Raw genomic sequence first — 19,776 nt, forward strand, 5'->3', positions numbered from 1 at the left:
CCCCAATACTGTTGGTATATCCATAAGAGACTCTGACATAGCCATGCCTGAACACTATCGTTATTCCTTGCCCGTCAAAGCGGGCGACCAGCGTCAGCTGGGTGAACTCACGGGCGCGGCGTGCGCCACGCTGGTGGCAGAAATCGCCGAGCGGCACCCTGGCCCGGTGGTACTGGTTGCCCCGGATATGCAAAACGCCCTGCGCCTGCACGACGAAATCCGCCAGTTCACCGATAGCCTGGTGTTCAGCCTGGCCGACTGGGAAACGCTGCCTTATGACAGCTTCTCTCCGCATCAGGAGATCATCTCCTCGCGCCTGTCGACCCTGTATCAACTCCCGACCATGCAGCGCGGCGTGCTGATTGTGCCGGTCAATACCCTGATGCAACGCGTCTGCCCGCACAGCTATCTGCACGGTCACGCGCTGGTGATGAAAAAAGGCCAGCGCCTGTCTCGCGACACCCTGCGCGACCAGCTTGACGGTGCCGGCTATCGCCATGTCGATCAGGTCATGGAACACGGGGAATACGCGACCCGCGGCGCGTTGCTCGACCTTTACCCGATGGGCAGCGACCAGCCGTATCGTCTGGATTTCTTTGATGATGAAATTGACAGCCTGCGCGTGTTCGATGCCGACACCCAGCGCACGCTGGAGGAAGTGGAGTCTATCAATTTACTGCCCGCGCATGAGTTCCCGACGGACAAAACCGCCATCGAACTGTTCCGCAGCCAGTGGCGCGACAGGTTCGACGTGAAGCGTGATGCAGAACATATCTATCAGCAGGTCAGCAAAGGCACGCTCCCGGCCGGGATCGAATACTGGCAGCCGCTGTTCTTCAACGAGCCGCTGCCTGCCCTGTTCAGCTATTTCCCGGCGAATACGCTGATTGTAAACACCGGCGATATCGACGCCAGCGCCAGCCGCTTTGAAAGCGAAATCCGCGCGCGCTTCGAAAACCGGGGCGTTGACCCGATGCGTCCGCTCCTGCCGCCGGAAGCGCTGTGGCTGCGCACCGACGAGCTTAACGCCGAGCTGAAGCGCTGGCCGCGCATGCAGCTCAAAACCGACTCGCTTGCCGATAAAGCCGCCAATACGAACCTCGCCTTCCGGACGCTGCCTGACCTGGCCGTTCAGGCGCAGCAGAAATCGCCGCTGGATAATCTGCGCAAGTTCCTGGAGTCCTTTACCGGCCCGGTCGTGTTTTCCGTTGAGAGTGAAGGCCGCCGCGAAGCGCTCGGTGAGCTGCTGGGACGCATCAAAGTTGCGCCGAAGCGCATTCTGCGGTTAAGCGAAGCGACCGGGAATGGTCGTTACCTGATGATTGGCGCCGCCGAGCACGGGTTCATTGACACGCTCAATAACCTGGCGCTGATTTGCGAAAGCGACCTGCTGGGCGAGCGCGTCGCGCGCCGTCGGCAGGACAGCCGTCGGACCATCAACCCGGACACCTTGATCCGTAACCTGGCCGAGCTGCATCCGGGCCAGCCGATTGTTCACCTGGAGCACGGCGTCGGACGATATCAGGGGATGACCACGCTGGAAGCGGGCGGTATCAAAGGTGAGTACCTGATGCTGACCTACGCCAACGACGCCAAACTCTATGTGCCAGTTTCGTCCCTGCACCTTATCAGCCGCTACGCGGGAGGTGCGGAGGAGAACGCGCCGCTGCACAAGCTGGGCGGCGATGCCTGGGCGCGCGCGCGCCAGAAGGCAGCGGAAAAAGTGCGCGACGTGGCGGCCGAGCTGCTGGATATCTACGCCCAGCGCGCGGCCAAAGAGGGCTTCGCCTTTAAGCACGACAAAGAACAGTACCAGCTGTTCTGCGACAGCTTCCCGTTTGAAACCACGCCGGATCAGGCCCAGGCCATTAATGCCGTGCTGAGCGACATGTGCCAGCCGCTGGCAATGGACCGCTTAGTCTGCGGCGACGTCGGCTTCGGCAAAACCGAAGTGGCGATGCGCGCCGCCTTCCTTGCGGTGGAAAACAACAAGCAGGTGGCAGTGCTGGTGCCGACCACCCTGCTCGCCCAGCAGCACTTCGACAACTTCCGGGACCGTTTCGCCAACTGGCCGGTACGTATAGAAATGCTGTCGCGTTTTCGCAGCACAAAAGAGCAAACGCAGATCCTGGAGCAGGCAAGCGAAGGCAAAATCGACATTCTGATCGGCACCCACAAGCTGCTGCAAAGCGACGTGAAGTGGAAAGATCTGGGGCTGCTGATCGTTGACGAAGAGCACCGCTTCGGGGTGCGTCATAAAGAGCGCATCAAAGCGATGCGCGCGGACGTCGACATCCTGACCCTGACCGCAACGCCGATCCCGCGCACGCTGAACATGGCGATGAGCGGCATGCGCGATCTGTCGATTATCGCCACGCCGCCGGCGCGCCGTCTGGCGGTAAAAACCTTTGTCCGCGAGTATGACAATCTGGTGGTGCGTGAGGCGATCCTGCGTGAGGTGCTGCGCGGCGGCCAGGTGTATTACCTGTATAACGACGTCGAAAATATCCAGAAAGCCGCCGACAGGCTGGCTGAACTGGTACCGGAGGCGCGCGTTGCCATCGGGCACGGGCAGATGCGCGAACGCGAGCTGGAACGGGTGATGAACGACTTCCACCACCAGCGCTTTAACGTGCTGGTGTGTACCACCATCATTGAGACCGGGATCGACATTCCGACCGCGAACACGATTATTATCGAACGCGCGGATCACTTTGGTCTGGCCCAGCTCCACCAGCTGCGCGGCCGCGTCGGGCGTTCGCACCATCAGGCCTACGCGTGGCTGCTGACGCCGCATCCGAAAGCGATGACCACCGACGCGCAAAAGCGCCTGGAAGCCATCGCCTCGCTGGAAGATCTCGGCGCAGGCTTCGCGCTGGCCACGCACGATCTTGAGATCCGCGGTGCCGGCGAACTACTGGGTGAAGATCAGAGCGGCTCCATGGAGACCATCGGCTTCTCGCTCTATATGGAGCTGCTGGAAAACGCGGTCGATGCCCTGAAGGCCGGACGTGAACCGTCTCTGGAAGATTTGACCAGCCAGCAGACCGAGGTTGAACTCCGCATGCCTTCCCTGCTGCCAGACGATTTCATTCCGGATGTGAATACCCGTCTGTCGTTCTACAAGCGTATCGCCAGTGCGAAAAATGAGAACGAGCTGGAAGAGATTAAGGTGGAGCTGATTGACCGCTTCGGCCTGCTGCCAGATGCGGCGAGAAACCTGCTGGATATCGCGCGTCTGCGCCAGCAGGCGCAGAAGCTGGGCATTCGCAAACTTGAAGGCAACGAAAAAGGCGGCGTAATTGAGTTTGCCGAGAAGAATCACGTCAACCCGATGTGGCTGATCGGTCTGCTGCAAAAACAGCCGCAGCATTTCCGTCTGGATGGTCCAACCCGTCTGAAATTTACCCAGGAGCTGACGGAGCGCAAAACCCGCATGGACTGGGTGCGTAACTTTATGCGTCAGCTGGAAGAGAACGCCGTCGCATAACTCGCCCTTCCCCCCTTCAGTGCAGTGCTGCCGGGGGGACAATTTACAAATTCTTTGCACTTCATCCGATCTTCCCGACACACCCATTCGCCATAATTATCTTTAACGTCTTATAAAACAATAACCTTATCATTTATATGGACTATGGTGATGATGACCTCTTCGCGTTTTACCCGCTGGATAACCCTTTTTGCGCTGGCGGCCACCGTCGCGGTTGCGCTTCCTGCGCGCGCAAACACCTGGCCCCTTCCCCCGCCCGGCAGCAAGGTGGTGGGCGAGAACCGCTTTCATGTGGTAGAAAACAATGGCGGTTCACTGGAAGCGATAGCCAAAAAATATAACGTCGGTTTTCTGGCCCTGCTGCAGGCGAACCCCGGCGTCGACCCGTACGTCCCGCGCGCGGGCAGCGTGCTGACCATCCCGTTACAGACTATCCTGCCGGATGCCCCGCGCGAGGGGATCGTGATCAACCTGGCGGAGCTGCGTCTGTACTATTACCCGCCGGGTAAAAATGAGGTTACCGTCTACCCTATCGGTATTGGTCAGTTGGGCGGCGATACGCTGACACCGACGATGGTCACGACCGTCTCGGATAAACGCGCCAACCCAACCTGGACGCCGACGGCCAACATTCGCGCCCGTTATAAGGCCCAGGGCATCGATCTTCCTGCCGTGGTGCCGGCAGGCCCGGATAACCCGATGGGTCACCACGCGATCCGCCTTGCCGCGTACGGTGGCGTTTACCTGCTGCACGGGACGAACGCGGATTTTGGCATCGGCATGCGCGTCAGCTCCGGCTGTATTCGTCTGCGCGATAACGATATCAAAACGCTTTTTAACGTCGTTACGCCGGGAACGAAGGTGAATATTATCAATACGCCGATTAAGGTCTCTGAAGAGCCAGGCGGCGTGCGGCTGGTTGAGATTCACCAGCCGCTGTCAAAAAATATCGGCGACGATCCGCAGACGTTACCCATTAACCTGAATGCCGCGATGGTGAGCTTCAAAACGAATGCGAATACCGATAGCCTGGTGATGGAGCGCGCGATGGGGGCACGGTCAGGCATGCCGACCAATGTCACCCGGCATCACGATGTCGTCCCGCAGCCGATGTAAATCAGAAATAAAAAACGCCCTGCTGAGCAGGGCGTTTTTTATTGCAGTGGCATAAATGAGGGTTTATGCCCGGCTTATTTGTAGATTACAGCGGTGCCGTGCAGGGTGTTAGGACCGGTCACAGAAGTGATGCGGTAAGATTTTGCACCCATTGCTTCCGCTTTTTGCGCCAGCTGATCTTCCAGTGAGCCCAGGTTAGTCCCGGCAGACGCAGAGATCGTCCCGACTTTATGCTGATCGGCTGGAGTGGATTGTACCTGTACAGCAGCAAAGCTTGCGAAAGAGAGTGAACTCAGGACAGCAGCAGCGATGAGGGTTTTTACGTTTTTCATAATGTTTACCTTTGGCAGATGAATTTGGAGGTCGTTATCTATTTAGTTAACGATCGATAGGTAAATCATAAGTGTGATCCAGCTCACGCGTCAACATATTTTTATAACGAGCATTAATTAAATTTTAAAGTCGTTATTTTTCATACATATATGATTAATTTATTTTTAAGCATTCTGCACTGGTGGTGGGTAGCGTTTATTTTTATAATGGTCATTCAACAAACCAACAGAGGACCAACGGCAAATGACAACCGACGTCACGAGTTGTGCGAAGAAAAGCCGTGGCCGACCAAAAGTGTTTGACAGGGATGCAGCGCTTGATAAGGCCATGACTCTCTTCTGGCAACATGGGTATGAAGCGACCTCGCTTTCCGATCTGGTAGAAGCCACCGGAGCCAAAGCGCCGACGCTTTATGCTGAATTTACCAATAAAGAGGGGCTGTTCAGGGCGGTGCTGGACAGGTACATTTCGCGCTTTGCGGCGAAACACGAAGCGCAGCTATTTTGTGAAGAGAAAAGCGTTGAACAGGCGCTACGGGATTACTTTACCGCCGTTGCCACCTGTTTCACCAGTAAAGAGACGCCCGCGGGCTGCTTTATGATTAACACCTCTGCCACCCTGGCGGCGGCGTCGAAAGAGATCGCCAATACGGTGAAATCGCGTCATGCAATGCAGGAAGAGACGCTCAGCGCATTTCTGGCTCAGCGCCAGCAGCGCGGTGAAATCCCTGCGCAATGCAATCCTCAGCTGTTGGCGCAATACCTGAGCTGTATTTTGCAGGGGATGTCGATCAGCGCCCGTGAAGGGGCGACGCTGGAAAAACTGCAGAATATTAGCGACACCACGCTGCGGCTGTGGCCTGAGCTACTGAAAATCTGAAAAAAAAGCTCCTCAGCCTGAGCGCATGAGGAGCTAAATTCAGAGAACATCTTTTTTACGCTTTGTTGTTCAGTACCAGCTGACCATTTCCATCCAGTGGAATTTGGGTACCCGGGTCTTTATCCATGCGGATTTTGCCCTGCTGATCGCCAATTTTATACGTCACGTCATAACCCAGCATTTTCTCCGACTTGTCATAGACGGTTTTGCAGCGCTGCTGAGTCGTAGTGTAGGTATCATTATCCTGCATCGCGCCCTGCACCTGGTTACCGGCATAGCCGCCACCCAGCGCGCCGACCACGGTCGCCACATCTTTGCCCCGGCCGCCGCCGAACTGGTGACCAATCACCCCACCCGCTACCGCGCCGAGAACAGAGCCGGCAATACGGTTTTCATCCTGTACCGGACGACGATGGGTTACGGAGACGTTACGACACTCCTGACGAGGGGTTTTTACGGTTTCTTTAATAGGCGTTGCGGAAACCACCTGCGCATACTGCGGGCCGCGATCTAAAACGTTGAGACTGGCAACAGCTGCCACACCTAACGCAGCTGCGACACCAATCCCTATACCCGCCAACATTGATTTATTCACGGGACTTCCTCCTTTGTTGCTATTGGTAACAATTCTGCAATGGAGGCGCGGCTTCGCCAATAAGACAAAGGCTCAAAAAGGGGACATCGGGGAGAGATATATCGTGTTTAGGAGAACTCTTAAGTCCCTAATCCACAACGAGCAGCATGATATGCTAAAAACTCCCCCCGGAGGGCCCGGAGGGAGTGAAAGATTAGTGCAGCTTCAGACGCGGACGAATGACGCGGTTGATTCTGCCCACCAGCATCATCAGGCCCGTTTTAAAGTAGCCGTGCAGCGCGATCTGGTGCATACGGTACAAGGAGATATACACGAAGCGTGCAATGCGCCCTTCCACCATCATCGAGCCACGCATCAGGTTACCCATCAGGCTACCGACGGTAGAGAAGTTTGACAGCGATACCAGGGAACCGTGGTCTTTATAGATATACGCCTTCATTGGCTTACCTTTGTACTGCGCCAGAATATTGTGCAGCACCAGGCTTGCCATCTGGTGAGCGGCCTGAGCACGCGGCGGCACGAAGCCCCCTTCAGGACGCGCGCAGGAGGCACAGTCACCAATAGCAAAAATATCAGGGTCACGCGTGGTTTGCAGCGTTGGCTCCGTAACCAGCTGGTTAATGCGGTTCGTCTCCAGACCGCCGATCTCTTTCATAAAGTCAGGCGCTTTGATACCTGCCGCCCAGACCATCAGATCCGCTTTGATGTACTCGCCGTCTTTGGTGTGCAGTCCACCTTCGTCAGCGCTGGTCACCATGGTCTGCGTCAGGACGCGCACGCCCAGTTTCGTCAGTTCATTGTGCGCTGCGCCGGAAATGCGCGGAGGCAGCGCAGGCAGAATACGCTCACCCGCTTCAACCAGCGTCACGTTCAGCGCTTCGTTAGTTAACCCTTTGTAACCGTAGCTGTGCAGCTGTTTCACCGCATTGTGCAGCTCCGCGGACAGCTCAACGCCCGTCGCGCCGCCGCCGACAATGGCAATGTTAACCTTGCCATTCGCACCCAGATTGCTGGTGTACTTCAGGAACAGGTTCAGCATTTCCTGATGGAAACGACGCGCCTGGTGCGGGTTATCGAGGAAGATACAGTGCTCTTTAACGCCCGGCGTGTTGAAGTCGTTGGAGGTACTGCCGAGCGCCATCACCAGCGTGTCATACGGCAGTTTACGCTCAGGAACCAGCAGCTCGCCTTTTTCATCACGCAGCTCTGCCAGGGTGATGGTTTTGCTTTCACGGTTGATATCCACCACCGAGCCCAGCTGGAACTGGAAATGATGGTTGCGCGCGTGCGCCAGATAGCTCAGCGCGTCCACGCCCTCATCCAGAGAACCGGTCGCCACTTCATGCAGCAGCGGTTTCCACAGGTGGCTGTGGTTACGATCCACCAGCGTAATTTTGGCTTTTTTACCGCGCCCCAGCTTCTTGCCTAACTGTGTCGCCAGCTCCAGCCCGCCAGCACCACCGCCTACAATCACTATCTTTTTCAATGGCGTAGTCAACGTGACCCCCTCAAATTATTAACCAATTGTTAATTAAAAGTTATGAAAATAACCCTTAATTAACAACAGGTTACAGCACTGAAACCATTCAGGTGCATTGAGAATAACACGTCAGGCGCATTGGTCATACCAAAATTGATATGCATCAAGTTTTGATGGCTTAAAAGTAGACAATTCTGGACAAAAAGAAACCCGGTGCGCGTTCGCGACCGGGTTTCTGAAGTGGCAGGCTGTGGTTTAGCCCAGTGTTTTAAAGGCTTTGATGCGCTGGAGGTGCGGGGAGATGTTTTTGAACTTGTGGGTCTGTTCTTCGTCCCAGACGATCTCATAGTAATGATGCAGGAGTTCTGCAGCCCGGTGGCTGTTGAGCGCCTCATCATTACGCGACAGGATCACCAGGCAGCGGTCACGGTTCTTCTCCCGAAAATTGCTGACGCACTTGGTCGCAATATCGACATACTCTTCCGGGCGGTCGATCTTGCCTTCCATGTTCTCGTTCGGGAAAAGGTTGGGATTGAAGACCACCTGGCGGATGTCGCACAGGAAACCAATCCGCTCCGCCCAGTAGCCACCCAGCCCCACGCCGCAAATCAACGGGCGGTCGTCAACGTTGAGCTGCAGCATTTTGTCCACCTCTTTGAGCAGATGCTGCATATCATGCTTTGGATGGCGCGTGCTGTAGCTGATCAACCGTACATCAGGATCGATAAACTGCAGCTGCAGCACTTTCTCATGATTACCAGGACTGTTTGAGTCAAAACCGTGTAAATAGATGATCATTGTCTTCTCACCACGCTACGCCTTCCGGGAGGGTTTACAGGCTGGCTTTATGTGCCTGCCAGCGCTCGTTCAGGTCTTCAAGCCGGGCGTTGACCGTCTTCCAGCGCGCCGAATCCATCAGCTCCTGACGGCTAAATGAACCTTTATGATACAATTGTGTAACACGCTCGGCATTGATCGGCGACAGGTTATCCAGCACGCTAACGGCACCTTTACGATTATTGCAGACCAGGATCATATCGCAACCTGCATCCAGCGACGCCTGACCGCGTTCAGCGTAACTGCCCATGATCGCCGCCCCTTCCATCGATAAATCGTCAGAGAAAATCACGCCGTTGAAACCCAGCTCCTGACGCAGAACGGTCTTCAGCCAGTGCGGAGAGCCGCTGGCCGGACGCGGGTCGACGTCGCTGTAAATGACGTGCGCGGGCATGATGGCGTCCAGCTTGTTATCGGTGATAAGCGACTGAAAAACCGACATATCTTTGGCGCGGATCTCCGCTTCCGGGCGCGGATCGCGAGGGGTCTCTTTATGCGAGTCCGCCGTTACCGCCCCGTGGCCCGGGAAGTGTTTCCCGGTAGTTTTCATCCCGGCATCGTGCATGCCGTCGATAAACCGGGTCGCCATGGCCAGCGCAATACGCGGATCTTCATGGTAGGAGCGCTCGCCAATCGCGGCGCTGATATGTCCCACGTCCAGCACCGGTGCAAAGCTGATGTCGATATCCATGGAAATCATTTCACTGGCCATCAGCCAGCCGGCTTCCTGAGCCAGATTTGCCCCCTCTTCCATGCCGAGCAGCGCGGCAAAAGACTGGGCTGCAGGCAGGCGGGTAAAACCGTCGCGAAAACGCTGCACGCGACCGCCTTCCTGATCGACGGCCACCACCAGATGATTGCGCGACGCGGCGCGGATCTGGCGCACCAGTTCACGCAGCTGCGCCGGATCGTGATAGTTGCGGGTAAACAGGATCAGGCCACCCACCAGCGGATGCGCCAGAATTTCACGCTCCTCCGCATCCAGCTCAAACCCTTCAACATCCAACATGACTGGACCCACACTCACCTCTCTTATCCTTTCGTTTGTAACCGGCGCCAGGCATCGTCTGCCAGCGCAATAAATTGTTTATCTTCAGACTGCTGTAAACGCATCTCAAACCAGCCCGCCATCAGCATGATGACCCATGGCCGCCAGCGTCTCACCTGGCGCGCCAGCGCATCGGCGTCAAAGTGCGCCACTCTGGCATACTCTGTGATGAGTTTCTGCCGCGCGGCTTCACTTTCCGTCCAGACCGCGGCCAGCTCCAGCGCCACATCGCCGTCTCCGGCATATTCCCAGTCGATAAGCCTGGCTCCATGTGGCGTATGCACGATGTTCCCGGCATGCACATCCATATGCAACGGGGAGAGCCGAATCGGTTGCGGCTCGCCCGTTTTACGCAGCCGTTTGAGATGCGCAAGCCACACTGGGGTACGTCTTGCTGGAGAGGCTTGCTGCCAGTAGTTTTCCAGCAGCGGAAGTAAGGTGATTCGCCATCCCAGACGCTGTTGCTGGTGCAGATGATACAGCATCGCCGCAAGCGCCTGCGTGTCCGGCAGCGCGCTTTTTACCTCCCCCTCCAGGTAGTCGACGGCCATCCAGCCCTGCCTGAAAAAACGGGGTTCCGGCACGAGATCCGACGGAAGACGCCTGAGGGCGCGAAACTGACGGCGAAAATGGAAAGCGGGCGCGAAAGGATCGTGATTCTGCCGCAAGACCAGGCGGTGCTCGCCCTGCGCTATAATGCAACTCGCGCCGCCAAGCCCGGAGTGGGCCTGCGGCGCGATAAGGCGGTACTGCGGAAAAAAGCGCGTCAGAATGTCTTCACGCGTGCTGTCATTGTTGCGTAACCGCACCTTTACCTGACCAGATAATTTCGCCTGTCTGAACCAGCATCAGCTGCATTTGCAGGGCTGGGGTATTCACGTTGCCGGTCGCGTTAGAGTACAGCACATACTGTGCGCCAACGTTGCGGGCAATGCCAATCGCCTTGCTGCGGGTGCCGAGACTATCCTGCGGCGACAGCCCCAGCTGCTGTTTGGCTACCGCGAGCTGCTGGGCAGAGACCAGCGTAAATTTACCGTTGTTTGCCAGAGCGTTGCGCAGCGTTTCTGTCGCTTCGCCCGCGTTCAGCGAACCGTTGGTACGGTTGTTCACGCTATCGACCAGCAGCACGCTGCCTGCCGTCACGCCCTGGGCCTGCAGCATTTTGCCGACCATCGGCTGCATCGCACCGTTCCAGTCATAGTGGCGCACGCGCGGCGCAGGCTGTGACGTCTGGTCCGGATGTTCAATCGGGCCAGGCTGGGACGGAATCGACGGTACCGACGGCACGGTTGGCTGCGGCTGCGTTGGCGTCGTCGGCTGTTCAGTACCCGGTTTAGCCTCTTCCACGGGCGCAGGCTGTTCAGTACGGGTCACACACCCTGCAAGGAACAGAGCGAAAGCTGTCACGAGCGCATAACGGCTCAAATTTTTAATCAAGGTTCACCCCTTAGAGATAAAGATAAAGTCTCACCTTATGCGCACCCAGATAGCTGGCGCTGTCATAGAGCGTTACCGACGACCTTGCCGGAAGGGTGACGCTGCGCGGCGCCTCCAGCGGATGCATCTCAAGACCTCTTACGTCATACCAGAAAAAACGGTAGTGGACCGTTACAGGTTCATTTGTTTCGTTAAAGAGCGCAGAGGAAGCAGAAGACTTAATTTCACTGATCGTTAACGCGGGCTGTTGCGCCGTAATGCCCGCGGCCAGCACGGAGGATTCCATCACCAGCGTCTGTTCATCGCTCACGGGGATCGCCGGACGCGTGCTGCATCCTACAATCATCATCGTCATTACCAGCGCTGCAATACGCCCTTTAAACATGTTACAGACCTTTGTGAGCCAGCATCGGTCCCAGCGGACGTCCACCCAGCAGATGCATGTGAATATGATAAACTTCCTGGCCGCCGTGACGATTACAGTTCATGATCAGTCGATAGCCGTCTTCCGCTATGCCTTCCTGCTCGGCAATTTTCGCAGCCACCGTCAGCATACGACCTAATGCCACTTCATGCTCGGTTTTTACGTCGTTTACGGTCGGAATCAGAATATTGGGAATGATAAGGATGTGTGTCGGTGCCTGAGGGGAAATGTCCCGGAAAGCCGTTACCAGTTCATCCTGATAGACGATATCCGACGGGATTTCGCGGCGAATAATTTTACTGAAAATCGTTTCTTCGGCCATGACCTTTTCCTTTTTTGTTAAATCTGGCGTGGTGCGTCCGCTGTTAACACACTCTCTGAATGAGTGCGCGACACAATTCATGAGTATGAGCGAGTTTCTCCTGTCCTTTCAACCTCCTCCCCCGAATTCTTTGTTGATTATTCATCAGCTGACTGAAGAGTGACCGCTCGCGCGTCTAAACGAGCTGAAACATTATTTCAGTTCCGCTCGACACATCTGTTTACAGCGTTAATAGCAATGCGTATATTTCGCATTTGCATTTTCATGCGCATTTTTAACATAGAAAACGACGTCAGACCGTGTCTTCGGGACTGACGCAGCTAACCTTCACCGTTCATTAAGGGTTTGATAATGTCTTTCAATCATCACACCAGGGATGGGCAACGTCAGTCTGTCGCAACGCCTTCGTTGCTGGCAGCCTGTATTGCCATGGCATTGATGCCAGCCGTGAGTTTTGCCGCCTCCACAGGCGAAGATACCGTTGTGGTTGATGGCGGTTTCGATAGCGTCCCGGATGCCTCCAGCGGGCAGGATCGGGATTACAGCGTAAAGACCACTACCACGGGGACCAAACTGCTCCTCGTGCCCCGCGATATTCCGCAGTCCGTTAGCGTCATTAGCCAACAGCGCATGGCGGATCAGAACCTGCAGTCTATCGGCCAGGTGTTAAACAACACGACTGGCGTAACGGCGCAGGTCCAGGACAGCGACCGTACCGTATTTTATTCACGCGGATTTTTCGTCAGCAACTACGCCTTTGACGACCTGCCAACCTCCATCAGCGAAGTGTGGAACTTCGGCGACACTGCCGCCGATACCGCGATTTACAACCGTATCGAAGTGGTCCGCGGCGCAACCGGGCTGATGTCCGGTACCGGCAACCCGGCGGCGTACGTCAATATGGTGCGCAAACATGCAGACAGCAATGAATTCAAAGGCAATGTCTCCGTCAGCTACGGCAGCTGGGACAAACAGCGCTACGTGCTGGATCTGCAGGCACCGCTGGTAGAGTCCGGGAAGGTGCGGGGACGCCTGATTACGGGCTATCAGGACAACGACAGCTTCGTGGACAACTATCACTACCGGAAGAAGTTCCTTTACGGCGTGATGGATGCTGACGTCACCGACAGCACGACCCTCTCAGTGGGGTATGAGTATCAGGAAAGCCACACCGCCGATCCGACCTGGGGCGGGCTGCCGACCTGGTACAGCGACGGCAGTAAAACCGATTACAGCCGTAGCCAGACCGTCGCGCCTGACTGGGCCTACTCGGACAAGGACAGCACCCGCATCTTCGCTAACCTGACGCAGCGTTTCGATAACGGTTGGGAAGCGCACGTCAACGGCATGCACGCGGAGACCAACTTCGACAGCAAGCTGATGTATATGTCCGGCTATCCCGATAAACAGACCGGTGCGGGCATGGTGGGCTACGGCGGCTGGAACAAAGGTGAACGCAAACAGGATGCGGTTGATGCCTTCCTGCGCGGCGGCTTCGATCTATTCGGCCGTCAGCACGAGATGATGTTTGGCGGCAGCTTCAGCCGACAGCGCAACCATTATGACAACAGAATACCGGATGCGCTGTACGGCATGGTTGACGTGGGGAATTTCAAAAACTGGAACGGGAATATCGCCGATCCGCAGTGGACGCCGTGGAAGCTCTACAGCCAGGACGACATCCGCCAGTCATCGGCCTATACTTCCGCCCGCTTCTCGCTGGCCGACCCGCTGCACCTGATCCTCGGGGCGCGCTACACCAACTACAACATTCGCTATAACCCGGCGGGCTCTCCTGATACCCGTCTTGAAAGCACCAAAGATGACGTAACGCCTTACGCGGGCCTGGTCTACGATATCGACGAAGACTGGTCGACCTACGTCAGCTATACCTCCATCTTCCAGCCACAGGACAAGCGTGACGCCAGCGGACGCTATCTCGACCCAACGACGGGCAAAAGCTATGAAGCCGGCGTAAAAGCGGATTGGTTCAATACCCGCCTCACCACCTCGCTGGCGATTTTCCGCATTGAACAGGATAACGTGGCGAGCAACACCTATACCTACATGCCGAGCGGTGAGTCGATTTATGAATCGCTGGACGGCGTGGTCAGCAAAGGGATTGAGTTCGAGCTAAACGGCGCCCTGACCGATAACTGGCAGTTGACGTTCGGCGCAACCCGCTACATTGCGGAAGATAAGAACGACAACGCTGTCAGTTCCGATCAGCCGCGCACGACACTGAAGCTGTTTACCCGTTATCAACTGCCAATGCTGCCAGCGCTGACGGTAGGCGGTGGCGTAAACTGGCAGAACAAAGTGTGGACAGATGTGGACGGTGGCCCGGCGGGACAATCCCGCGCAGAGCAAGGCAGCTACGGGCTGGTTAACCTGTTCAGCCGTTATCAGGTGACCAAAGATTTTGCTGTTCAGGCGAACGTTAACAACCTGTTCGACAAAGAGTATTACGACTACGTCGGCTCTTACGTGGTTTATGGCGCGCCGCTGAACGTCTCGTTGAGCGCGAGCTACGACTTCTGAGCGTTAAGCCGCCACCTGGCACAACAAACTACAGCAATAAAAAAGGCAGCCATTCGGCTGCCTTAGTCTCCCCAGGTCACAGCTTAGCTGTTGCGGATGTACTCATCCATTTCGGTTTTCAGGTTATCGGATTTAGTACCGAAGATTGCCTGAACGCCCGAACCTGCAACAACCACGCCTGCTGCGCCCAGTTTTTTCAGACCCGGCTGGTCTACTTTCGCAACGTCAGCAACGCTCACACGCAGACGAGTGATGCACGCGTCCAGGTTAGTGATGTTCTCTTTACCGCCGAACGCGGCAACCAGTGCCGGAGCCATTTCGCTGGTCGCACCTGCTTTGCTGTCTTCTGTTGCATCTTCACGACCCGGAGTTTTCAGGTCCAGTGCTTTGATCAGCACGCGGAAGATGGTGTAGTAAACAACGGCATAGCACGCACCCACGATTGGGAACAGCCACAGCTTGCTGCTGTTACCGGACAGAACGATGAAGTCGATCAGGCCGTGAGAGAAGGACGTACCGTCACGCATACCCAGCAGGATACAGATTGGGAACGCCAGGCCAGCCAGTACAGCGTGGATGATGTACAGGATCGGCGCAACGAACATGAAGGAGAACTCGATCGGCTCGGTGATACCGGTCAGGAACGAGGTCAGCGCTGCGGAGATCATGATACCGCCCACTTTTGCACGGTTTTCTGGCTTAGCAGAGTGCCAGATAGCAATCGCAGCAGCCGGCAGGCCGTACATTTTGAACAGGAAGCCACCAGACAGTTTGCCTGCAGTTGGGTCACCCGCCATGTAACGTGGGATATCGCCGTGGAACACCTGACCCGCTGCGTTGGTGAATTCACCAATCTGCATCTGGAATGGAACGTTCCAGATGTGGTGCAGACCGAATGGCACCAGGCAACGCTCGATGAAGCCGTAGATACCGAACGCGACAACCGGGTTCTGGTAAGCAGCCCACTGAGAGAAGGTCTGGATAGCGGAACCGATTGGTGGCCAGATGAAGGACAGGATCACACCAGTGAAAATCGCTGCCAGACCAGAGATGATCGGAACAAAACGCTTGCCCGCGAAGAAGCCCAGATACTCAGGCAGCTTGATGCGATAGAAGCGGTTGAACATATACGCTGCAATCGCACCGGAGATGATACCGCCCAGAACACCGGTATCTGCCAGGTGTTTCGCGGCAATCTCTTCTGCCGGTAAATGCAGAACCAGTGGCGCAACCACGGCCATGGTTTTCACCATAATGCCGTAAGCAACCACTGCAGCCAGCGCAGAAACGCCGTCGTTATTGGTGAAGCCCAGCGCAACACCGATAGCGAAGATCAGAGGCATATTAGCAAAGACGGAACCGCCTGCTTCAGCCATCACATGGGAAACTACGGCTGGCAGCCAGCTGAAGTTAGCAGAACCGACACCCAGCAGGATACCTGCGATAGGCAGTACGGATACTGGCAGCATCAGCGATTTACCGACCTTTTGCAGGTTAGCAAATGCATTCTTAAACATAATTGAGAGTGCTCCTGAGTATTTGTGCTTTTTTTACGCTTTCACGCATTGGCCCGGGGGGAGTACCGTGCCGTGGACAGGACATCTAAGCGCCCTTTATTTATTACACAGAGTAAAATAATTCCCTCTGAGTTTGTTTGACGGCTATCACGTTTCAGCTTAAGGCGGTCGAAAAACTTTCAGTAATTTACAAAAAGCATGTCTGGATGTTTCTAAGAAGACCGTTACCGCCCCAAATGAGGCGGTGAACTTTACTCGTTTTATTTATTAATTACGAGCCTAAAAAAAACAGGCTTATCAGACGGATTGCAGGCGGGCGGGGTCGATATGGAACAGCGCAGAGAAGTTTTGCGTCGTGACGCGGGCCAGTTCTTCAATACTGACGCCTTTAAGCACGGCCATGTACTCCGCTACGTCTCGCGTCATGGCCGGCTGGTTCTCTTTACCGCGATGCGGTACCGGCGCCAGATACGGAGAGTCTGTTTCCACCAGAATGCGATCGAGCGGAACATAACGCGCAGCATCACGGAGTTGCTCAGCGTTACGGAACGTAACGATCCCGGAAAACGAAATATAAAACCCCAAATCAAGCAGTTTACCCGCCGTTTCTCTGTCTTCTGTGAAACAGTGTAGTACGCCACCGCAATCCGTCACGTTTTCTTCCCGGAGGATCGCCAGCGTATCGGCGCGCGCGTCGCGGGTATGCACGATGACGGGCTTGTTCAGTTCGCGGCCAATGCGGATATGGTTGCGGAAGGACGCCTGCTGACGCGGTTTCGTTTCCGGCGTGTAAAAATAATCCAGCCCGGTTTCCCCCATCGCCACGACGCCCTCTTCTGCTGCCAGTCGGCGCAGATCTTCTACGTCATACTCTTCATCCTGGTTCAGCGGATGAACGCCGCAGGAGAACACCACGTTATCGCGAACGCCCACCAGCTCACGCATTGAGCGATACCCCGGCAGCGTCGTCGCCACCGCAAGACAAAATTTCACATCGCGGGCAGCGGCTTTCGCCAGCACGTCATCCACGTCGTTGTGCAGGGATTGATAATCCAGGCCATCAAGATGGCAGTGTGAGTCGACTAAAAACATAATGTCTCTCTCAGAGATGGGAAACAGGCGGCGTAACGCCTGGTTGCAGGTAATGTTCAATACGCAATAGCTGGTCTGTCAGCAAAAGCTCGCGATTAAGACCCGTCACGGTTAAAAGCTGTTCGCGGCTCTCGCAAACATCATGAAGGATAGCGTGCAGAGACGCGCCTGTAAGGCGGCTGGCCAGCATGTTCACCAGGGGCCACGCGTCCGGGTTAGTCAGAAGCGTTGCCCCTTGCTGGATTTTTAGCGCATCCAGAAGCAGGGAGGCCAGCCAGTGCAGACGCTCAACGGCCCGATCGCTATTCAGCGCAGGCAGTAAACCCAGCCAGTCCTGGGTGTTAAGTGAAGCCTCAAGGGCCCGGCAGAGCGCTTCTCGCTGCGACCAGACGTCAGGCTGCAGTAACGCCAGCGCCGCCGCGGGTGCGCCGCTGCTGAGGCGCAGCGCAGACAGCGCGCTCTCCTGTGACGTTGTCACCTCTCGTTCCAGCCAGCTCAGCGCCCACGATTCCTGGGGCACCGTCAGGTGATGAAGGCGGCAACGGCTGCGCAGCGTCGCCAGCAATCGTCCCGGATCCCGGCATGAGAGGAAGAACCACGTTTTTTCCGGCGGCTCTTCCAGGGTTTTAAGCAGAGCGTTCGCCGCCGCCTCGGTGAGCAGCGCAGCGTCGTTGAGCCAGACAACCTTCGCCCCGCCCAGTCGCGCATGTTCATACAGTTTCTCGCTGACTTCACGCACGGCATCAATACCGAGCGCGCTTTTGCCCTTCTCAGGCTCAACCGTATAGTAGTCAGGATGCGTGCCCGCCTGCATCAGCTGGCAGCCGCGGCATTTACCGCAGCTTTTGTGCCCTTCCGGCTGCTGGCACATCAGGAAGCGGGTGATGGCGTAGATCAATGCATCATCCCCCATTCCCGGCAACGCCTGAATCAGTAGCGCATGATGCCCCCGCCCGGCCTGATAGCTGCCGATGAGCTGTTCAAAGTGCGGGCGCAACCATGGATACCATTTCATGCCTGCTGCTCCTGTAGCCACTGCGTAACGGTCTGCCGGATATCTCGCGTCACGTTTTCCAGAGATTGCGTTGCATCAATGGTACGAATTGCGCTGTCCTGTGCGGCCAGTTCAAGATAACGTGCGCGCGTGCGGTTAAAGAAGTCGAAAGACTCCTTTTCAATGCGATCCAGTTCGCCGCGCGCGCGGGCGCGTTTGAGGCCCACTTCCGGGGTCACATCCAGATAGAGCGTCAGGTCCGGGCGAAAATCCCCCAGTACGGCATCACGCAGGGTTGCCAGCATCGTCTGGTCAATACCGCGCCCACCGCCCTGATAGGCCTGAGTCGACAGATCGTGACGGTCGCCAATCACCCACTTGCCTTCGGCCAGCGCAGGTTTAATAACGGTCTCAACCAGTTGGACGCGGGCCGCGTAAAACATCAGCACTTCGGCTTTGTCAGTGATAACTTCGTCGCCAACGGATTTAATGTCCAGCACCAGGCTACGCAGTTTCTCCGCCAGCTGAGTACCGCCCGGCTCGCGGGTGAAAACCATGTCGGAAATGCCGAGCGATTTCAGCGTATCGACCACCACGTTGCGGGCTGTGGTTTTACCCGCCCCTTCGAGTCCCTCAATGACAATGTATTTACTGCGCATTTTTTTCCTTAAGTGCCTTCAGATAGTCCTGAACAGAGCGATTATGGCTGGCAAGGTTGGTGTTAAAGGTGTGCCCCCCTTTTCCATCAGCCACAAAATAGAGGTACGGAGTTTTGGCCGGATGCGCCGCGGCTTTGAGCGAAGCCTCGCTCGGCGTGGCTATCGGGCCCGGCGGTAAACCGTTAATCACGTAGGTATTATACGCCGTTGGCGTTTCCAGATCTTTTCTGGAGATCTTGCCGGCGTAACTCTCGCCCATGCCGTAGATGACGGTCGGGTCGGTTTGCAGACGCATGCCGATGCGCAGACGGTTGATGAATACCGAAGCGACACGATCGCGCTCGGCAGCAACGGCAGTCTCTTTCTCGATGATCGAGGCCATTGTCACAAACTGGTTTTGATCTTGATAAGGCAGCCCGTCCATGCGCCCTTCCCAGGCGGAATCAACCGCCGCGACCATCTTTTTGTGTGCTCGTTTAAGAATCGCCACATCGGTCGTGCCTGCCGTATACATCCAGGTGTCAGGCCAGAACCAGCCTTCTACCCACTCAGGATGTTCAAATTTCAGCACCTCGGCGACCGTCTCGTAACGGTCATCTTTGAGCGTATGCTTGATGTAAGGCGCATCACGTAATTGTTTAAGGTAATCGCTCAGGCGCATCCCTTCGACAAAACGCAGCGGGAACTGTGCCTCTTTACCACTTTCCAGCAGCTGTAGCATCTCTCTGACGGTCATGCCGGGCGTAAAGCGATAGGTGCCAGCCTTGAAGTGAGACAGTTCAGGCTCAATACGCAATAACCACTGGAACACGCGTGGACGGTTGATGATTTTATCCCCGTAAAGCTGCTCGCCCAGCGCCATCCGCCCGGTACCTGCTTTCAGGGTAAAAATCATCTCGTCTTTAATCAGGATTTTACTGTCCGCCAGCTGGCGAACCTTCCATACTCCCGCTCCGCCGGTGATACCCAGCGCAACGATCAGGAGAAGGACAAAGCGCAACATTTTCTTCAT

The 19,776-nt window shown here is 56.1% G+C and carries 18 protein-coding genes; 4 read left to right on the plus strand and 14 right to left on the minus strand.

All coding sequences use genetic code 11. The annotated features are described in order from the left end of the window. Positions 1-43 precede the first annotated feature (43 nt). Positions 44-3,490: a transcription-repair coupling factor gene (gene mfd / locus AB8818_RS05605; protein ID WP_192981672.1), complete on the plus strand. Its 3,447-nt coding sequence runs from the start codon at positions 44-46 to the stop codon at positions 3,488-3,490. A 150-nt stretch (positions 3,491-3,640) separates the two neighbouring features. Then, positions 3,641-4,606, plus strand: coding sequence for a L,D-transpeptidase family protein (locus tag AB8818_RS05610; RefSeq protein ID WP_163328769.1), 966 nt, complete (start codon positions 3,641-3,643; stop codon positions 4,604-4,606). Between the two features lie 74 nt (positions 4,607-4,680). Here the strand turns inward: AB8818_RS05610 and bhsA are convergent, their stop codons facing one another. Then, positions 4,681-4,938, minus strand: a complete 258-nt coding sequence (bhsA, locus tag AB8818_RS05615; RefSeq protein ID WP_023332711.1) for a multiple stress resistance protein BhsA — start codon at positions 4,936-4,938, stop codon at positions 4,681-4,683. Between the two features lie 244 nt (positions 4,939-5,182). On the opposite strand from bhsA, the gene AB8818_RS05620 reads away from it, so the two are divergent. Next, a complete protein-coding gene (locus tag AB8818_RS05620; protein ID WP_116340641.1) occupies positions 5,183-5,818 on the plus strand; it encodes a TetR/AcrR family transcriptional regulator in 636 nt (211 codons plus the stop codon). A 55-nt stretch (positions 5,819-5,873) separates the two neighbouring features. Here AB8818_RS05620 and AB8818_RS05625 read toward each other — a convergent pair whose 3' ends face one another. The 8 genes from AB8818_RS05625 to hinT form a co-directional block, all read right to left on the minus strand. Beyond that, positions 5,874-6,413 (minus strand): glycine zipper 2TM domain-containing protein, encoded by a 540-nt coding sequence (locus AB8818_RS05625; RefSeq protein ID WP_028012731.1) that lies wholly within the window; start codon positions 6,411-6,413, stop codon positions 5,874-5,876. 193 nt (positions 6,414-6,606) lie between these two features. Then, the gene (locus tag AB8818_RS05630) at positions 6,607-7,911 is read right to left on the minus strand and encodes an NAD(P)/FAD-dependent oxidoreductase (RefSeq protein WP_116340643.1); all 1,305 of its coding nucleotides are present in this window, start codon (positions 7,909-7,911) and stop codon (positions 6,607-6,609) included. 237 nt (positions 7,912-8,148) lie between these two features. Next, positions 8,149-8,691 (minus strand): alpha/beta hydrolase YcfP, encoded by a 543-nt coding sequence (ycfP, locus tag AB8818_RS05635; protein ID WP_008500781.1) that lies wholly within the window; start codon positions 8,689-8,691, stop codon positions 8,149-8,151. Positions 8,692-8,725: 34 nt separating this feature from the next. Continuing rightward, on the minus strand, positions 8,726-9,751 hold the full coding sequence (gene nagZ / locus AB8818_RS05640) for a beta-N-acetylhexosaminidase (protein WP_163329602.1): 1,026 nt from the start codon (positions 9,749-9,751) through the stop codon (positions 8,726-8,728). An 11-nt stretch (positions 9,752-9,762) separates the two neighbouring features. Then, on the minus strand, positions 9,763-10,587 hold the full coding sequence (gene thiK / locus AB8818_RS05645) for a thiamine kinase (protein WP_192981675.1): 825 nt from the start codon (positions 10,585-10,587) through the stop codon (positions 9,763-9,765). Further along, positions 10,568-11,212, minus strand: coding sequence for a penicillin-binding protein activator LpoB (lpoB, locus tag AB8818_RS05650; RefSeq protein WP_116341164.1), 645 nt, complete (start codon positions 11,210-11,212; stop codon positions 10,568-10,570). Before lpoB ends, thiK begins: the two co-directional genes overlap by 20 nt. Positions 11,213-11,225: 13 nt before the next feature. Continuing rightward, the gene (locus AB8818_RS05655) at positions 11,226-11,600 is read right to left on the minus strand and encodes a YcfL family protein (protein ID WP_371199846.1); all 375 of its coding nucleotides are present in this window, start codon (positions 11,598-11,600) and stop codon (positions 11,226-11,228) included. Position 11,601: 1 nt separating this feature from the next. After that, positions 11,602-11,961, minus strand: coding sequence for a purine nucleoside phosphoramidase (hinT, locus tag AB8818_RS05660; RefSeq protein ID WP_006809243.1), 360 nt, complete (start codon positions 11,959-11,961; stop codon positions 11,602-11,604). Positions 11,962-12,312: 351 nt separating this feature from the next. On the opposite strand from hinT, the gene fhuE reads away from it, so the two are divergent. Then, positions 12,313-14,502 (plus strand): ferric-rhodotorulic acid/ferric-coprogen receptor FhuE, encoded by a 2,190-nt coding sequence (gene fhuE / locus AB8818_RS05665; protein ID WP_192981678.1) that lies wholly within the window; start codon positions 12,313-12,315, stop codon positions 14,500-14,502. An 83-nt stretch (positions 14,503-14,585) separates the two neighbouring features. Here the strand turns inward: fhuE and ptsG are convergent, their stop codons facing one another. The 5 genes from ptsG to yceG all read right to left on the minus strand — a co-directional run bounded on the left by ptsG (position 14,586) and on the right by yceG (position 19,776). Further along, positions 14,586-16,019 (minus strand): PTS glucose transporter subunit IIBC, encoded by a 1,434-nt coding sequence (ptsG, locus tag AB8818_RS05670; RefSeq protein ID WP_028012724.1) that lies wholly within the window; start codon positions 16,017-16,019, stop codon positions 14,586-14,588. Positions 16,020-16,316: 297 nt separating this feature from the next. After that, complete coding sequence (locus AB8818_RS05675) at positions 16,317-17,111, minus strand: metal-dependent hydrolase (RefSeq protein WP_116340654.1); 795 nt, start codon at positions 17,109-17,111, stop codon at positions 16,317-16,319. A 10-nt stretch (positions 17,112-17,121) separates the two neighbouring features. After that, the gene (gene holB / locus AB8818_RS05680) at positions 17,122-18,126 is read right to left on the minus strand and encodes a DNA polymerase III subunit delta' (RefSeq protein WP_192981682.1); all 1,005 of its coding nucleotides are present in this window, start codon (positions 18,124-18,126) and stop codon (positions 17,122-17,124) included. Further along, positions 18,123-18,764 carry a dTMP kinase gene (gene tmk, locus AB8818_RS05685; protein WP_163328757.1) on the minus strand — a complete coding sequence of 214 codons (642 nt, stop codon included), beginning with the start codon at positions 18,762-18,764 and terminating at the stop codon, positions 18,123-18,125. The genes holB and tmk overlap by 4 nt, the downstream gene beginning before the upstream one ends. Then, positions 18,754-19,776, minus strand: coding sequence for a cell division protein YceG (yceG, locus tag AB8818_RS05690; RefSeq protein WP_371199848.1), 1,023 nt, complete (start codon positions 19,774-19,776; stop codon positions 18,754-18,756). Before yceG ends, tmk begins: the two co-directional genes overlap by 11 nt.

Source organism: Enterobacter sp. KB-280D8, from assembly GCF_041399405.1.
In the GTDB taxonomy this organism is placed as follows: Bacteria; Pseudomonadota; Gammaproteobacteria; order Enterobacterales; family Enterobacteriaceae; genus Enterobacter; species Enterobacter cloacae_N.

Coding starts and splice junctions, on each gene's coding strand:
- AB8818_RS05675 (WP_116340654.1), bottom strand. CDS start 17,111: ATGTTTTTAGTCGACTCACACTGCCATCTTGATGGCCTGGATTATCAA.
- AB8818_RS05620 (WP_116340641.1), top strand. CDS start 5,183: ATGACAACCGACGTCACGAGTTGTGCGAAGAAAAGCCGTGGCCGACCA.
- holB (WP_192981682.1), bottom strand. CDS start 18,126: ATGAAATGGTATCCATGGTTGCGCCCGCACTTTGAACAGCTCATCGGC.
- hinT (WP_006809243.1), bottom strand. CDS start 11,961: ATGGCCGAAGAAACGATTTTCAGTAAAATTATTCGCCGCGAAATCCCG.
- tmk (WP_163328757.1), bottom strand. CDS start 18,764: ATGCGCAGTAAATACATTGTCATTGAGGGACTCGAAGGGGCGGGTAAA.
- fhuE (WP_192981678.1), top strand. CDS start 12,313: ATGTCTTTCAATCATCACACCAGGGATGGGCAACGTCAGTCTGTCGCA.
- ycfP (WP_008500781.1), bottom strand. CDS start 8,691: ATGATCATCTATTTACACGGTTTTGACTCAAACAGTCCTGGTAATCAT.
- bhsA (WP_023332711.1), bottom strand. CDS start 4,938: ATGAAAAACGTAAAAACCCTCATCGCTGCTGCTGTCCTGAGTTCACTC.
- AB8818_RS05610 (WP_163328769.1), top strand. CDS start 3,641: ATGATGACCTCTTCGCGTTTTACCCGCTGGATAACCCTTTTTGCGCTG.
- ptsG (WP_028012724.1), bottom strand. CDS start 16,019: ATGTTTAAGAATGCATTTGCTAACCTGCAAAAGGTCGGTAAATCGCTG.
- AB8818_RS05655 (WP_371199846.1), bottom strand. CDS start 11,600: ATGTTTAAAGGGCGTATTGCAGCGCTGGTAATGACGATGATGATTGTA.
- mfd (WP_192981672.1), top strand. CDS start 44: ATGCCTGAACACTATCGTTATTCCTTGCCCGTCAAAGCGGGCGACCAG.
- yceG (WP_371199848.1), bottom strand. CDS start 19,776: ATGAAGAAAATGTTGCGCTTTGTCCTTCTCCTGATCGTTGCGCTGGGT.